This window comes from Streptomyces sp. NPDC048291, assembly GCF_043201715.1.
In the GTDB taxonomy this organism is placed as follows: Bacteria; Actinomycetota; Actinomycetes; order Streptomycetales; family Streptomycetaceae; genus Streptomyces.
This window is the reverse complement of the sequence record NZ_JBICZC010000001.1, coordinates 381480-396663: the sequence shown is the minus strand read 5'-3', so window position 1 is coordinate 396663 and position 15184 is coordinate 381480. Positions and strand designations below refer to the sequence as shown.

Here is a 15184-nt window from a genome sequence, read left to right as displayed (position 1 = left end):
CACCCGCCTTCGGATACGCCGACGGCATCCGGTACTGCCTACGCTGGGGACACCGTGACCAGACGCCCGAACCTCAGCGCCCGGCTGAAGCTCACCCTCAGCTACGCCGGATTCCTCGTCGTCGCCGGCGTTCTCATGCTGGCCGTGATGTGGGTGTTCGTGCTGCGCTGGCTGCCGAACGACGACGCCAGGTCCATCCAGAGGAGGTTCGGCGCCGTGATCATCCTCGGCCCCAAGCGCTCCGACCTCCTGAACGGCTTCGCCCCCGCCGCGGCCACGGCACTGGCCTTCCTCCTCGTCTTCGGCCTGCTGGGCGGCTGGATCCTCGCCGGCCGGATGCTCGCCCCGCTCACCCGGATCGCGTCCGCGGCCCGGATGGCCTCGAACGGCTCGCTCTCCCACCGGATCCGCTCGACGGGCCCCAGGGACGAGTTCCGCGAACTCGCCGACGCCTTCGACACCATGCTGGAACGACTCGAATCCCACGTCGCCGAGCAGCAGCGGTTCGCCGCGAACGCCTCGCACGAGCTGCGCACCCCGCTCGCCGTCTCCCGGACGCTCCTCGACGCCGCCCGCAACGACCCCACGCGGGACCGGGGCGAACTCATCGAACGCCTGCGCACCGTCAACACGCGGGCGATCGACCTCACCGAGGCCCTTCTGCTGCTCAGCCGCGCCGACGGCAGGAGCTTCGCCCGCGAGTCCGTCGACCTCTCGCTCGTGGCCGAGGAAGCCGCCGAGACGCTCCTTCCCCTCGCCGAGAAGCGCGGGATCACGCTCGACGTCACCGGCGGGACAGCGCATGCCGTCGGCTCCGCGGCGCTGCTCCTGCGGATGGTGACGAACCTCGTCCAGAACGCCGTCGTCCACAACCTCCCGGCCGGGGGCACCGTGACGGTCCACACGGAACGGCGGCGCGACGCGAGCGTGCTGCGGGTCGAGAACACGGGCCGTCCGCTGCCGCCGGAGCTGGTGCCGACCCTCACCGAACCCTTCCAGCGCGGCACGGAGCGGGTCCGCACCGACGAGCACGCCGGGGTCGGCCTCGGGCTGGCCATCGTGCACAGCGTCGTCCGGGCGCACGACGGCACCCTCGGCCTCGCGCCCCGCCCCGGCGGCGGCCTCCTCGTCACCGTCCGGCTGCCGGCCCCGGACGGAACGCCGGCCAAGCCGCCCGGCAAGCCCCGTCAGGCCCCGTAGAAGAGCTCCTCCACGACGGCCCGGGCCCTGCGCGTGGTACGCCGGTACGCGTCGAGCATGTCCCCGGCGTGCCCGTCCCCGTACCCCAGGTACCGCCCCACGGCGGCCAGCTCCCGGCTCTCGGTGGGGAAGGTGTCGCCGGCCCGGCCGCGCACCAGCATCACGGCGTTGCGCACCCGGGTCGCCAGCACCCAGGCCTCGTCCAGGGTCGCGGCCTCCTCGGCTCCCAGCAGTCCCGCCGCCGTCGCCGCGGCCAGCGCCTGCCGGGTCCGGGTGGTGCGCAGTCCCGGCTCGGCCCAGCCGTGCCGCAGTTGCAGCAGCTGCACGGTCCACTCCACGTCGGAGAGCCCGCCGGGACCGAGCTTGGTGTGCAGCTTGGGGTCGGCGCCGCGCGGCAGCCGCTCGGACTCCATGCGGGCCTTCAGCCGCCGGATCTCGCGCACCGCGTCCTCGCCGAGCCCCTCCGCCGGGTACCGCAGCGGGTCGACCAGCTCGATGAACCGGCGGCCCAACTCCTCGTCGCCCGCGACCGGTTCGGCGCGCAGCAGGGCCTGCGACTCCCAGACCAGGGACCAGCGGCGGTAGTACGCCTCGTAGGACTTCAGGGTGCGCACCAGCGGCCCGGACTTGCCCTCCGGGCGCAGGTCCGCGTCGATGAGCAACGGCGGGTCGGCGCTGGGGATCTGGAGCAGCCGGCGCATCTCGGCGACGACCTTGTTGGCCGCGTCGGCCGCCTCGCGTTCGGCCACGCCCTCCTGCGGCTCGTGCACGAACAGGACGTCGGCGTCGGAGCCGTAGCCCAGCTCGTGGCCGCCGAACCGGCCCATGCCGATCATGACGAACCGGGTCGGCAGGGTGTCCCCCCAGCCGTCCCGGACCACCGCGCGCAGGGTCCCGGCCAGGGTCGCCGCCGTCAGGTCGGAGACCGCGCCGCCGACCCGGTCGACCAGGGCGCCCTGGTCCGGCTCGACGGGCTTGGTGTCGGTGCCGTAGGAGTCCACGATGTCGGCGGCGGCCGTCCGGAACAGCTCGCGGCGGCGCACCCCGCGGGCGGCCCGTACCCCGTCCTCGGCGTTGTCGGCGCGGCCGACGGCGGCGAGGATCTCCTGCTCCAGCTGGGCCCGGCCGCGCGGTTCGAGGCCGCCGCCCCCGTCGCCGTCGCCCAGCAGGGCCACCGCCTCCGGGGCGCGCATCAGCAGGTCGGGGGCGAGGCGGCCGGCGGACAGCACCCGGGCGAGGTTCTCGGCGGCGGCGCCCTCGTCCCTGAGCAGCCGCAGGTACCAGGGGGTCTTGCCGAGGGCGTCGGAGACCTTGCGGAAGTTCAGCAGGCCCGCGTCCGGGTCGGCGGAGTCGGCGAACCAGCCCAGCAGGACGGGCAGCAGGGTGCGCTGGATGGCGGCCTTGCGGGTGACGCCGGAGGCGAGGGCCTCCAGGTGGCGCAGGGCGGCGGCGGGGTCGGCGTAGCCGAGGGCCTCCAGCCGTTCCCGGGCCGCCTCGGCGCTCAACCTGGTTTCGCCGGAGGCGAGTTGGGCGACGGCGTCGAGCAGCGGGCGGTAGAAGAGCTTCTCGTGCAGGCGCCGTACGACGCCGGTGTGCTGCTTCCACTCGCGGATCAGCTCGGTCACCGGGTCGGTGCGCAGGCCGAGCGAGCGGCCGAGGCGGCGCAGGTCGGCCTCGTCCTCGGGGACCAGGTGGGTGCGGCGCAGCCGGTAGAGCTGGATGCGGTGCTCCATGGAGCGCAGGAAGCGGTAGGCGTCGTCGAGCTGGACGGCGTCGGCGCGGCCCACGTAGCCGCCGTCGGCGAGGGCCTGGAGGGCGTCGAGGGTGGTGCCGGAGCGCAGCGTGGCGTCGGTGCGGCCGTGCACCAGCTGGAGGAGCTGGACGGCGAACTCGACGTCCCTGAGGCCGCCGGGGCCGAGCTTCAGCTCGCGGTCGATCTCGGCGGCCGGGATGTTCTCCACCACGCGCCGGCGCATCTTCTGCACGTCGGCGACGAAGTTGTCGCGCTCGGCGGCCTTCCAGACCATGGGTTCGAGCGCGGCGACGTACTCCTGCCCGAGGTCGGGGTCGCCGGCGACCGGGCGGGCCTTGAGCAGGGCCTGGAACTCCCAGGTCTTGGCCCAGCGCTGGTAGTAGGCGACGTGGCTGCTGAGGGTGCGCACGAGGGGGCCGTTGCGGCCCTCGGGGCGGAGGTTGGCGTCGACCGGCCAGATCGAGCCCTCCACGGTGGTCTCGGAGCAGATCCGCATCATGTGCGAGGCGAGCTTGGTGGCGGACCGCAGCGCCTTGCTCTCGTCGGCGTCGTCGGCCGCCTCGCCGACGAAGATGACGTCGACGTCGGAGACGTAGTTCAGCTCGTGGCCGCCGCACTTGCCCATGGCGATCACCGCGAGCCGGCAGGCGGCGGCGTCCTCGGGCGCGGCGGCCTCGGCGAGGGCGAGGGCGGCGCGCAGGGTGGCGGTGGCCAGGTCGGCGAGTTCGGCGGCGGTCTGGGCGACGTCCGTCGTGCCGCACACGTCCCGGGCGGCGATGGACAGCAGGCAGCGCCGGTAGGCGACGCGCAGGGCGACCGGGTCGGCGGCCCCGGCGAGCCCGCGTTCGAACTCCGCGACGCCCGGGTGCAGGTCCCGGGGCTCGTAGGTGACCAGTTCGTCCCAGTCCCGCGGGTGCCGGGCGAGGTGGTCGGCGAGGGCGGCGGAGGCGCCGAGGACGCCCAGCAGGCGGTCCCGCAGCGGCTTGGCCGCTATCAGGGTGTCGAGCAGCTCCCGGCGGGCGGTGGGGCTCGGCTGGGCCTCCAGGAGCCGTACCAGGCCGTGCAGGGCGAGGTCGGGGTCGGCGGTGGCGCCGAGGGCTTCGAGGAGCACCGGGTCGTCGCGTACGGCGGCCAGTTCGGGGCCGTCCAGCAGCCGCTCGGCGGCCGAGGCATCGGTGAAGCCGTGCCGCAGCAGTCGCGTGAAGGTACTGCTCCTGCGCCCCGGCGCCATCCGCGGACTCCTTCCGGATCAAGGTCGTCTCCGCCCGAGCCTAACCGCAGACCACGGCACGAGCGCCGATGAGTTCCGGGCGGGATCGTGGTCTGTACCGGCAACGAACGGTCGAGGGCGAGGCGGTACGCGTGACCGACGACGGCCTGCTGCGCGAGCTGGCGGCGGCCTGGGAGGCGAAGTACGGGCCGTTCTGGCACTACGAGGTGGCGGACGGCTGCTTCCACCACGGGCCGGGACGGGCCCTGGTCTTCGCGGTGCGGCCCCGCAGGGTCCTCGGCTTCGGCAAGGGCGAGCCGTTCAGCCAGACGAAGTGGGAGTAGTTCACCGGGTCACCGGGCCCAGCAGTTCATCCGGTCTTCACCTCTCTGGCCGGACGCGGTGGGAGCGGGGATTATTGGCGTGTGCATGCTCAGTCCGCACCGCCACCCGACCCCCTCCCTTCCCCCAGTACCGGAGGTTGATGTGTCCGGCAGTTCCGCACGTCCCGGGATGCTGCGCCGCGCCCGTACGGCGGTGGCGTCCGCCACCGCCTTCACCGCGGCCGCGGTCGGCCTGTGGACCGGGCTCGGCGGCGGCTCCGCGCACGCCGCGAGCGCCGTGCCGACCCCCGACCACGTGATCGTCGTGGTCTTCGAGAACCACGCCTACAGCCAGGTCATCGGCTCCTCCAGCGCCCCCTACATCAACTCGCTGGTCTCCGGCGGCGCCAACCTGACCCAGATGTACGCCGAGACCCACCCCAGCCAGCCCAACTACTACGCGATGTTCTCGGGCTCCACCCAGGGCATCACCGACGACAGCTGCGTCACACCCGGCTTCTCATCCGCCGCCAACCTGGCCTCCGAGCAGCTCGCCGCCGGCCGCACCTGGGCCAGCTACAACGAGACCCTGCCCAGCGCGGGCTCGACCACGTGCAGCAGCGGCAAGTACGCGCAGAAGCACAACCCGTGGTTCGGCTTCAGCAACGTACCGACGTCGACCGCGAAGACGTTCGCCCAGTTCCCGACCGACTACACCACGCTCCCCCAGCTGTCGTACGTGATCCCCAACCTGTGCAGCGACATGCACGACTGCTCGGTGTCCACCGGTGACACCTGGCTGAAGAACAACCTGGGCGCGTACGCCACCTGGGCGAAGACCCACAACAGCCTCCTCGTCGTCACCATGGACGAGGACAACCGCCTGGCCGGCAACCGCATCCCGACCGTCCTGTACGGCCAGCCGGTCACCGCGGGCTCGACCTCGTCCACCACGTACGACCACTACGACCTGCTGCGCACCCTGGAGGACAGCCAGGGCCTGAGCGCGCACGCGGGCAACGCGGCGTCCTCGTCCGACATCACCGGGATCTGGGCGTCCTGACGTGTACGTAGCGGACAGCCGCGCGAGCGCTCCGGCGCCGGCGTCCGTGGAAGGTACCGCCCGGCCCGCGAAGGCCGGGCGGTACCGCTCCACGATCGCGCCCACCGTCCTCGCCCTCGGCACGGTCAGCCTGGTCACCGACGTGTCCTCCGAGATGGTCACGGCGGTCCTCCCGCTGTACCTGGTGGCGGGCCTCGGCCTGTCCCCGCTGGGCTTCGGCCTCCTCGACGGCGTCTACAACGGCTTCTCGGCGGTCGTACGCCTGGTCGGCGGCCACCTGGCCGACCGCGGCGGGGGCCGCCACAAGTGGGTGGCGGGCGCGGGCTACGCCCTGTCGGCGCTCTGCAAGCCCCTGCTGCTGGTGGCGCATTCGCTGACGCCCATCGGCCTGATCCTGGCGGCCGATCGCACCGGCAAGGGCCTGCGCACGGCTCCCCGGGACGCCCTGATCTCGCTCTCCAGCACCCCGGAGACCCGGGGCCGCGCCTTCGGCGTGCACCGCGCCATGGACACGGCGGGCGCGCTGCTCGGCCCGCTGGCCGCGTTCCTCATCCTCCGGGCGACCGTGGACGGCTACGACGCGGTCTTCACGGTCAGCTTCTGCGTGGCGGTCCTGGGCGTGCTGGTCCTGGTCCTGTTCGTACCGGACGGCGCCCGTACCGGGGCGGCGGGTCCCACCGGCGCCCGCACCGTCACGACCGGCCCCACCGACGGCCGTACCGAGGCAACCGGCCCCACCAGCGACCGCACCGTCACGACCGGCCCCACCAACGACCGCACCGTCACCACCGGCCCCACCAACGACCGCACCGTCACCACCGGCCCCACCAGCGCCCGCACCGTCACGACCGGCCCCACCGACGGCCGTACCGGGGCGGCCGCGTCCGCCGCGCGCCCCACGCTGCGCGCGGCACTCGGTCTCCTGGCCCATCGCGACCTGCGCCGCATCACCGTCTGCGCCCTGCTCCTCGGCCTGGCGACGGTGAGCGACTCCTTCGTCTACCTGCTGCTGCAGCGCCGGCTCGGCGTCCCGGACCGCTGGTTCGCCCTGCTCCCCCTCGGCACCGCCGCCGCCTTCCTCCTGCTCGCCGTCCCGCTGGGCCGCCTGGCCGACCGCCGGGGCCGCTGGCGCGTCTTCCTGGCCGGCCACGGCGCCCTGCTCCTGGCCTACGTCCTGCTGCTCACGTCCTGGCACGGCACGGCGCTCCCCTACGCGGTCCTCGCCCTGCACGGCACGTTCTACGCGGCGACCGACGGCGTCCTGATGGCGGCGGCGTCCGACAGCGTCCCCGAGACGCTGCGCTCGTCGGGTCTCGCGCTGGTCCAGACGGGCCAGGCGGGGGCGCGTTTCGCCTGCTCACTGGGGTTCGGGGCGGCGTGGACGCTGTGGGGCGACCGTACGGCGCTGAGCGTGTCGGCGGTGGCCCTGGCGGTGTGCGCGGCGTACGCCCTCACCCTCCGCCCCCTCCGGAAGGCCGCCGCATGACCCTGCGCTCCCGGCTCCTGATCCTCCTCTCGGCGCTCGCGGTCCTGGCGGCCGTGGCCCTGGCCTCCGTCCTGCACGCCTCCGCCCGGGCGGAGCGCCGCGACCACACCCAGGCGGGCGGCCCGCAGGTCACCCCAGGGACGGTGACCCTCACGACCCCCGGCCGCATGGTCTTCCGCAACATGGCCTGGGGCCCGCACCGCGACGAGCTGAGCACGGTCCCCGCCGCCGCCCCGGCCGGCCCGCGCACCGCCTCCGGCGTGAAATGCCTCCGCTTCTACGCCGCCGCGGGCACCGGCGTCTGCCTCCAGGCGGTGCACGGCGCGGTCTCTGACACCTACCGGGCCCTGATCCTGGACGCGCACCTGAAGGAGCGGGCCCGCTACGACGTCCCGGGCATCCCGTCCCGCGCCCGCGTCTCCCCCACCGGGCACTACGCGGCCTGGACGGCGTTCGTGGGCGGCGACTCGTACGCGGGCACGAACTTCTCGACCCGCACGGCGATCGTCGACACCCGCACCGGCGCCCTGATCCCCACCCTGGAGGCGTTCCGCATCGTCAGGGACGGCCGCCCCTACCGGTCCGCGGACGTCAACTTCTGGGGCGTGACGTTCGCGTCCGACGACCACACCTTCTACGCGACCCTCGCGACGAAGGACTCCACCTACCTGGTCCGGGGCGACCTGCGCACCCGCACGGTCACCACCCTCCACCCGAACGTGGAGTGCCCGTCCCTCTCCCCCGACGGCACCCGCATCGCGTACAAGAAGCGCGTGCCGGGCCTCCCGAAGGACGCGCCCTGGCGCCTCTACGTCCTCGACCTCCGCACGATGCGCGAAACCCCGCTCGCCGAGACCCGCAGCGTCGACGACCAGGCGGTGTGGAAGGACGCGCACACCCTCGTCTACGCCCTGCCGGGCGACTACGGGGCGGACCTCTACCAGATCCCGGCGGACGGCACGGGGAAGCCGCGGCGGATCAGCGTCTCTGCGGTGTCACCGGCGTACGTGGGCTGACCTCATTCCGAAATCACGGGAATGGGCGACATGTCACCATGGGTTGTGGTTTCAGGAAGACCAGCACACGAGCACCGGAGCACGACGTGAGCGCTGCCACGATGACGACATCCGTGGTCGGCACCCTGCGAGCATGGCGCCGTTACGCGCCGGGGCCGCTGCGGCTGGCCGGGCCTCTCCTGCTGATCATCGCGATCCCGGTGGCCGACTGGTTCCTGCCGCCGGACATCCACCTCGCCCACCTACTCGTCGTCGCCGTGGCGGTCACCGCCGTCGGAAACGGCTCGCGCGCCACCGCGCTGATCGGGACGCTGGCGGTCCTCGCCCTGGTCTGCTCCGGCCTGGAACGGCGGACCCTGACCACCGAGAGCGTCCTCGTCGAACTCGCCGCCCTCGTCGCCGTCTGCGTCTTCCTCGTCCTCTTCACCCGGCTGCGGGACCGCGGGGAGCGGGAACTGGTCCGGGTGCGCTCGGTGTCCGACGCGGCGCAGCGGGTCGTACTGCGGCCCCTGCCGAAGCAGGCGGGGCCCGTCACGCTCGCCTCGCACTACCGCAGCGCCGAGGCGGACACGGCCATCGGCGGCGACCTGTACGCCGCCGCCCGGGTCCCCGGCTGCACGCGGCTGCTCATCGGGGACGTGCGGGGCAAGGGGCTCCCCTCGATCAGCGACACCGCGATCGTGCTGGGCGCCTTCCGCGCCGCCGCACACCGCCGGATCCCGCTGCCGGAGCTGGTCGCCTACATCGAGGACGCCGTCCGGTGGGGACTCGCGGAGTTCTCGGAGCCGGACGAGGACCCCGCCGAGCGCTTCGTGACCGCCGCCGTGATGGACATCCCGGACGACGAGCCCGTGGTGCACCTGATCAGCTGCGGGCACCCGCCGCCCCTCCTGCTGCGCGGCCGCACCCGGTCGGCACTCGCGCTGACGGTCCCCGAACCGTCGCCCCCGCTGGGCCTCGGCGTCTGGCCCGCCGACGTGGACTGCGCGGAGAGCGCCGGCAGCTGCTACGTACGGGCGACCTTCCCGTTCGACCACGGCCACCGGCTGGTCCTGTACACGGACGGCGTCAGCGAGGCCCGCAACGCGGACGGCGACTTCTACCCACTCGCCGAACGCGCCACGGCCTGGGCGGACCAGCCCCCCGGCCCCCTCGTCGAACAACTCGCCGCCGACGTCCGCGCCTACACCGGCGGCCGCCTGACCGACGACATGGCCATGATCGTCCTCCAACGCGACCGGACGACGGCCTGACAGCCAGCCCGACGGCAACCTGCCGACCGGGAACGCCCCGGCCGGCGACTACAGCACCGGCAGGTTCTTCCGCAGCTCGAAGGCGGTCACCTCGCTGCGGTACTCCTCCCACTCCTGGCGCTTGTTGCGGAGGAAGAAGTCGAAGACGTGTTCGCCGAGGGTGTCGGCGACCAGGTCGCTGTTCTCCATGAGGGTGAGGGCCTCGCCGAGGTTCTGCGGGAGGGGTTCGATGCCCATGGCGCGGCGCTCGGAGTTGGAGAGGGCCCAGACGTCGTCCTCGGCGCCCGGCGGGAGCTCGTAGCCCTCCTCGATGCCCTTGAGGCCGGCGGCGAGGAGGACGGCGTAGGCCAGGTACGGGTTGGCGCCGGAGTCGATGGAGCGGACCTCGACGCGCGCGGAGCCGGTCTTGCCGGGCTTGTACATCGGGACGCGGACGAGGGCGCTGCGGTTGTTGTGGCCCCAGCAGATGTAGGACGGGGCCTCGCCGCCGGCGCCGGCGGTGCGCTCGGAGCCGCCCCAGATGCGCTTGTAGGAGTTCACCCACTGGTTGGTGACCGCGGAGATCTCGGCGGCGTGCTTCAGCAGGCCCGCGATGAAGGAGCGGCCGACCTTGGAGAGCTGGAACTCCGCGCCCGACTCGTAGAACGCGTTGCGGTCGCCCTCGAAGAGGGAGAGGTGGGTGTGCATGCCGGAGCCGGGGTGCTCGGAGAACGGCTTGGGCATGAAGGTCGCCTGGACGCCCTGCTCCAGCGCCACCTGCTTCATGACCAGGCGGAACGTCATGATGTTGTCGGCCGTGGAGAGCGCGTCGGCGTAGCGCAGGTCGATCTCCTGCTGGCCGGGGGCGCCCTCGTGGTGGGAGAACTCGACCGAGATGCCCATCGACTCCAGCATGGTGATCGCCTGGCGGCGGAAGTCCATGCCGACGTTGGTGGGGGTGTGGTCGAAGTAGCCCGAGTTGTCGGCCGGGGTGGGGCGGGAACCGTCCAGCGGGCGGTCCTTCAGCAGGAAGAACTCGATCTCGGGGTGGGTGTAGAAGGTGAAGCCGAGGTCGGAGGTGCGGGCGAGGGCGCGCTTCAGGACGTACCGGGGGTCCGCGAAGGACGGGGAGCCGTCCGGCATGAGGATGTCGCAGAACATGCGGGCCGTGCCGGGGGTCTCGGCGCGCCACGGGAGGACCTGGAAGGTGGACGGGTCCGGCTTGGCGATCATGTCGGACTCGTAGACGCGGGCGAAGCCCTCGATGGCGGAGCCGTCGAAGCCGATGCCCTCGTCGAAGGCCTGTTCAAGCTCGGCCGGGGCCACGGCGACGGACTTGAGGAAGCCCAGCACGTCCGTGAACCACAGGCGTACGAACCGGATGTCGCGCTCCTCCAAGGTCCGGAGCACGAACTCCTGCTGCTTGTCCATCTTCCGCTTCCCCATCCTTGCTGGTCAGGCCGCCTGTCTTCCTGTCCCGCAGGAGGCGGTCGGGCACCCGAGCATCACACCACAACAGCATTTCACGCGCGTTGCGCACCTTGATCGCCCGAGCGACCCCGGCCTGAACGGCTCCCGTACGGCAGATGTCCTGCCCTGCCGCCCATCTTGCCTGCTCGCACCGACATCCGTAATGGCCGATTCGGTTTCCCGGGCGTCGGGCGGGTGACCGACACCACGGTCCTAAAATTTGAATCTCAGATGCAAGTTTCAATAGCGTGCGGGACAACGAGCCGTTCGGCCGAGCCACGCCGAGCCACAAGGAGCCCCCGATGTTGTCCGAGCCCTCCGCCGCCACCGTCCGCGCCACCCTCCCCGCCGTCGGCGCCGCCATCGGCGAGATCACCGAGCGGTTCTACGCCCGCCTCTTCGCCGCCCACCCCGCTCTGCTGAGGAACCTCTTCAACCGCGGCAACCAGGCCGCCGGCACCCAGCGGCAGGCCCTCGCCGGCTCCATAGCCGCGTTCGCCACGCACCTGCTGGACCACCCGGACCGGCGACCCGACGCCCTGCTGAGCCGCATCGCCCACAAGCACGCCTCGCTGGGCGTCACGCCCGAGCAGTACGCCGTCGTCCACGAGCACCTCTTCGCCGCCATCGCCGAGGTGCTCGGCGAGGCCGTCACCCCGGAGGTCGCGGCCGCCTGGGACGAGGTCTACTGGCTGATGGCGAACGCACTCGTCGCGATCGAGAAGCGGCTGTACGAGGAGAGCGGCGGCCACCGGGGACTGCGGCTCTGGGAGGTCGTCGAGCGGGTGACGGAGACCGCCGACGTCGTGACGTTCCGGGTGCGGCCGGTGGACGGCGGCGCGGCGGTGCGCGGCTTCCGGGCCGGGCAGTACGTCTCCGTGGGCGTCACCCTCCCCGACGGCGCCCGCCAGATACGCCAGTACAGCCTGTCCGGCGCGCCGGACGAGTCGGTACGCCAGTTCAGCGTCAAGCGTGTGCACGGCGATCCGGACGGCACGACGCCCGACGGCGAGGTCTCGCACCACCTGCACGCGCGCGTGCGCGAGGGGGACGTCCTGGAGCTGTCGGAGCCGTACGGCGACCTCGTCCTGGGCGACGCCGCCGGCCGGCCGCTCCTCCTCGCCTCCGCCGGGATCGGCGTCACCCCGATGGTGGCGATGCTCGCCGCGCTCGCGGCCGACGGCCACCGCGCCCCGGTGACCGTCGTGCACGGCGACCGCTCCCCCGCCGGCCACGCCCTGCGCGCCGACCACACGGCCTACGCGGCCAAGCTCCCGGACGCCGCCGTCCACTTCTTCTACGAGCGGGACGCCGAGCCGGGCACCCGGACCGGCCTGGTCGACCTCGCCGGCGTCGACGTCGCGCCCGGCACGCGCGCGTACCTGTGCGGCCCGCTCCCCTTCATGCGCGCCGTCCGCACGCAGCTCCTCGCCAAAGGAGTCGCCCCGGCCGACGTCCACTACGAGGTCTTCGGGCCGGACCTGTGGCTGGCGGCGGCCTGATCCGCGCGGCGGGAGCCGGGAAGGGCCGGCCACCCCGGAGGAGGTGACCGGCCCCCGCACGGCGGGCGACGGGATCAGCTCAGGCCGAGGTTCGCCAGCGCGGTCGTCCAGTCCGTGACGATCGCGTCCTGGGCGTCGGAGAGGGTGACGGTGCCGGCGCAGACGGCCTTCTTGAGCTTGTTCTCGACGGTGTCCTTGTTGGCGGCGGTCTTGGTGCCGTACTCCGGCTCGGGCCACAGGTTGAGCTCGCTCTTGGGGGCACCGCCGAGTTCGAGGGGGACGAAGTGGTCCTCCTCGTAGTCCGAGGTGCTGGTGTCCGTGTAGCCGTACTCGACGATCTGCTTCTTCTTCAGCGCGGTGGTGTACGAGCTGGACGGCCGGACGGTCGCGGTCCACCCGGAGACGCAGATGGTGGAGTCGATGGTGGACTGCGTGACGTCCGGGTTGAAGTCGCCGGGCTGGCAGCTGGGGTCGGGGAGCGGGAGGTATGCCTGGCTGCAGCTCTGTGCGTGCGCGGTGCCGGCGGCGACCGTGAGGCCGGCGGCGGCCAGGGCGAGGGAGGAGAGGGCGGTGACCAGGGAGCGGGATATTCGGGGCATGGGGGGATCTCCCGGAGCGTTGCCCGGCAGGGATTCCGGGCGGTCGTGAGCATGACAGCACCGGGATCATCTATGCGGGTAGAGCCCTTTGTCGGTTGCGGAGATCCCTTTGTTGAACGTTTGAACACGGCGGGGCTTACGGAGGGCAAGCCATGCCCCGCGCTTGGTTGCGGACCGCTAAACCGCCCCAGGCCCCTTGGAGATGCCGAGCAGCAGCGCCCCCGTCGGCTCCGCCACCATGTCCGCCACCGTCACCGGGTCGAGCGCCGCGAAGAACGCCTCCTGGGCCCGGCGCAGGGCGCCCCGCAGGCGGCAGGCGGAGTTGAGGGGGCACGGGGTGGCGCCCTCGCAGTCCACGACATCCCCGTCACCCTCGAAGGTCCGCACCAGCGCCCCCACCGAGGCGGTACGGCCCTTCCCGGTCAGCGTCAGCCCGCCGCCCCGGCCGCGCCGGGCGTCGACGAGTCCCATGTGCTGCAGTTCGGCGACCACCTTCGCGGCGTGCGTGTACGGCACGTCCATGTCACCGGCGACCTCGCGGGTGGTGGGGCTGGCGTCGCCCGCGACGGCGAGCCGCATCAGGAGGCGTAGAGCCAGGTCGGTGGAGCGCAGCAGCCGCATACCGGTCAGGGTAGGTAATACGCATCCGTCATTCAAATTATCGGTTTCCTGTCGGATCCCGGGTCTTTACAGGACTTTCCTGTGCCCTGCCTACGGCTGCCCCCATCTCCCCCATTACGATCAGCGAGCCCCACCGTCCACGTCTCTTTCCCCCAGAAGGACACATCCCATGGGTTCCGCGAAGAAGAGCAGCAACGCCGAGCGCAAGGCGCGCATAGAGGAGATGCGGCGGGCGGAGCGTGCCCGTGAGCGCCGTAACCGGATCCTCACCATCGCCGCGAGCACGGTGGTCGTGGCCGGTCTCGTGGTCGGCGGTGTGGTGCTCGTCAACTCGCAGTCGGACAAGAGCGACAGCGCGAGCGACGCGAAGGGCGGCTCGTCCGGGGACTCCGGGCACTTCGTCACCGGCAGCGACGGCGTGCGGACCTGGACGGGCAAGCTGTCCCGCACCCACGTCACGGGGACCGTGAAGTACCCGATGCACCCGCCGGTCGGCGGCAACCACAACCCGGTGTGGCTCAACTGCAACGGCAACGTCTACACCAAGGCCGTGCAGGACGAGAACGCCGTGCACGCCCTGGAGCACGGCGCGGTCTGGGTGACGTACACCGACAAGGCGAGCAAGTCCGACGTGGACAAGCTGGCGGCGAAGGTGAAGCAGACGCCGTACTCGCTGATGAGCCCGTACACGGACCAGACCTCGCCGATCGAGCTGTCGGCCTGGGGGCACCAGCTGAGCGTGACGAGCGCGGACGACCCGAAGGTCGGCAAGTTCTTCGAGACGTATGTGCAGGGCAAGCAGACCCCGGAGCCGGGGGCCTCCTGCACGGGCGGGACGATGTGACGTGAAGAAGTACATCGGCTGGGTCGCCGGTACCGCGGCGGCGGTGCTCGTCGCGGCCGGCGCGATCACCTACGCGGTCGCCGAGGACGGCGACGGCGGTGGCAGCGGTCTGAAGGTCCCGAGCGCGGACGGGGCGGACGCCGGGTTCGCCCGGGACATGGCGGTCCACCACCAGCAGGCCGTGGAGATGTCGTACATCGTCCGCGACCGCACGAAGAACACCGAGGTGCGGCGGCTCGCCTACGACATCGCGCAGACGCAGGCCAACCAGCGCGGCATGCTGCTGGGCTGGCTGGACCTGTGGGACCTGCCGAAGGTGTCGGCGAAGCCGCCGATGTCCTGGATGGGCATGGGCGACATGCCCGAGCGCGGGGACGGTTCGCTGATGCCGGGCATGGCGACCGACACCGAGCTGAAGAAGCTGGGGACGCTGAACGGCAGGCAGGCGGAGATCTTCTACCTCCAGCTGATGACGGACCATCACAAGGGCGGCATCCACATGGCCGAGGGGTGCGTGGCCAAGTGCACCGTCGCGGTGGAGAAGAGCCTCGCCCAGGGCATGGTGGACGCGCAGCAGTCGGAGCTGACGACGATGAAGCAGATGCTGAAGGAGCGGGGCGCGAAGCCGCGCGACTGAACGGCTCTCCATAACCGCCTTACAAGATGGGGGACTTGTCGACTTAGCGGCACCGCAAGCGTTCAACAACAATCGCAACCGATCTGTAATGTTCTGCGCGCTGCCGAAAGTGGACCAAAAGCCCCTAATCAACGCCCACTTGGGACTTCCTTGGGTTTCCCATTCCCCTGGCATGAACAGTTCACCGAAAGAGTGACGTCCACGTGATCCATTCACGGGCCGTTCCGC

General features: G+C 72.1%; 12 protein-coding genes and 1 pseudogene. 9 read left to right on the top strand and 4 right to left on the bottom strand.

Annotation, left to right across the window (positions count from 1 at the left end; genetic code table 11):
• Positions 1–54: 54 nt before the first annotated feature.
• Positions 55–1200, top strand: coding sequence for a sensor histidine kinase (locus ACGF5O_RS01695; RefSeq protein WP_393807930.1), 1146 nt, complete (start codon positions 55–57; stop codon positions 1198–1200).
• On the opposite strand, the gene ACGF5O_RS01690 is transcribed toward ACGF5O_RS01695, so the two are convergent.
• Positions 1188–4184, bottom strand: a complete 2997-nt coding sequence (locus ACGF5O_RS01690) for a bifunctional [glutamine synthetase] adenylyltransferase/[glutamine synthetase]-adenylyl-L-tyrosine phosphorylase (protein WP_393807929.1) — start codon at positions 4182–4184, stop codon at positions 1188–1190. The genes ACGF5O_RS01695 and ACGF5O_RS01690 overlap by 13 nt on opposite strands.
• Positions 4185–4294: 110 nt before the next feature.
• Between ACGF5O_RS01690 and ACGF5O_RS01685 the strand changes: the two are divergent.
• The 5 genes and pseudogenes from ACGF5O_RS01685 to ACGF5O_RS01665 all read left to right on the top strand — a co-directional run.
• Positions 4295–4507 (top strand): annotated as a pseudogene (locus ACGF5O_RS01685) (pyridoxamine 5'-phosphate oxidase family protein); the annotation flags it as partial.
• Between the two features lie 169 nt (positions 4508–4676).
• Positions 4677–5549: an alkaline phosphatase family protein gene (locus ACGF5O_RS01680; protein WP_393808395.1), complete on the top strand. Its 873-nt coding sequence runs from the start codon at positions 4677–4679 to the stop codon at positions 5547–5549.
• 1 nt (position 5550) lies between these two features.
• Positions 5551–7035: an MFS transporter gene (locus ACGF5O_RS01675; RefSeq protein WP_393807928.1), complete on the top strand. Its 1485-nt coding sequence runs from the start codon at positions 5551–5553 to the stop codon at positions 7033–7035.
• Positions 7032–8051, top strand: coding sequence for a TolB family protein (locus tag ACGF5O_RS01670; protein ID WP_393807927.1), 1020 nt, complete (start codon positions 7032–7034; stop codon positions 8049–8051). Before ACGF5O_RS01675 ends, ACGF5O_RS01670 begins: the two co-directional genes overlap by 4 nt.
• Before the next feature lie 86 nt (positions 8052–8137).
• Positions 8138–9304, top strand: a complete 1167-nt coding sequence (locus ACGF5O_RS01665) for a PP2C family protein-serine/threonine phosphatase (protein ID WP_393807926.1) — start codon at positions 8138–8140, stop codon at positions 9302–9304.
• A gap of 48 nt (positions 9305–9352) precedes the next feature.
• On the opposite strand, the gene glnA is transcribed toward ACGF5O_RS01665, so the two are convergent.
• A complete protein-coding gene (gene glnA, locus ACGF5O_RS01660; RefSeq protein WP_393807925.1) occupies positions 9353–10714 on the bottom strand; it encodes a type I glutamate--ammonia ligase in 1362 nt (453 codons plus the stop codon).
• A 341-nt stretch (positions 10715–11055) separates the two neighbouring features.
• Between glnA and ACGF5O_RS01655 the strand changes: the two genes are divergently transcribed.
• The gene (locus ACGF5O_RS01655; RefSeq protein WP_393807924.1) at positions 11056–12255 is read left to right on the top strand and encodes a globin domain-containing protein; all 1200 of its coding nucleotides are present in this window, start codon (positions 11056–11058) and stop codon (positions 12253–12255) included.
• A 74-nt stretch (positions 12256–12329) separates the two neighbouring features.
• Here ACGF5O_RS01655 and ACGF5O_RS01650 read toward each other — a convergent pair whose 3' ends face one another.
• On the bottom strand, positions 12330–12854 hold the full coding sequence (locus ACGF5O_RS01650) for a hypothetical protein (RefSeq protein WP_393807923.1): 525 nt from the start codon (positions 12852–12854) through the stop codon (positions 12330–12332).
• Positions 12855–13031: 177 nt separating this feature from the next.
• On the bottom strand, positions 13032–13475 hold the full coding sequence (locus ACGF5O_RS01645) for an Rrf2 family transcriptional regulator (RefSeq protein ID WP_393807922.1): 444 nt from the start codon (positions 13473–13475) through the stop codon (positions 13032–13034).
• A gap of 169 nt (positions 13476–13644) precedes the next feature.
• Here ACGF5O_RS01645 and ACGF5O_RS01640 point away from each other — a divergent pair, with 169 nt between their 5' ends.
• Both ACGF5O_RS01640 and ACGF5O_RS01635 read left to right on the top strand, forming a co-directional pair.
• Entirely contained in the window at positions 13645–14319 is a 675-nt protein-coding gene (locus ACGF5O_RS01640; protein ID WP_393807921.1) for a DUF3105 domain-containing protein, read from the top strand.
• Between the two features lies 1 nt (position 14320).
• A complete protein-coding gene (locus tag ACGF5O_RS01635) occupies positions 14321–14956 on the top strand; it encodes a DUF305 domain-containing protein (RefSeq protein WP_393807920.1) in 636 nt (211 codons plus the stop codon).
• Positions 14957–15184: the final 228 nt, after the last annotated feature.

Bases quoted from the DNA above. Each gene is read 5' to 3' on its own strand.
- ACGF5O_RS01690 (WP_393807929.1), bottom strand. From the start codon at position 4,184: ATGGCGCCGGGGCGCAGGAGCAGTACCTTCACGCGACTGCTGCGGCAC.
- ACGF5O_RS01680 (WP_393808395.1), top strand. From the start codon at position 4,677: ATGCTGCGCCGCGCCCGTACGGCGGTGGCGTCCGCCACCGCCTTCACC.
- ACGF5O_RS01670 (WP_393807927.1), top strand. From the start codon at position 7,032: ATGACCCTGCGCTCCCGGCTCCTGATCCTCCTCTCGGCGCTCGCGGTC.
- glnA (WP_393807925.1), bottom strand. From the start codon at position 10,714: ATGGACAAGCAGCAGGAGTTCGTGCTCCGGACCTTGGAGGAGCGCGAC.
- ACGF5O_RS01655 (WP_393807924.1), top strand. From the start codon at position 11,056: ATGTTGTCCGAGCCCTCCGCCGCCACCGTCCGCGCCACCCTCCCCGCC.
- ACGF5O_RS01650 (WP_393807923.1), bottom strand. From the start codon at position 12,854: ATGCCCCGAATATCCCGCTCCCTGGTCACCGCCCTCTCCTCCCTCGCC.
- ACGF5O_RS01645 (WP_393807922.1), bottom strand. From the start codon at position 13,475: ATGCGGCTGCTGCGCTCCACCGACCTGGCTCTACGCCTCCTGATGCGG.
- ACGF5O_RS01640 (WP_393807921.1), top strand. From the start codon at position 13,645: ATGGGTTCCGCGAAGAAGAGCAGCAACGCCGAGCGCAAGGCGCGCATA.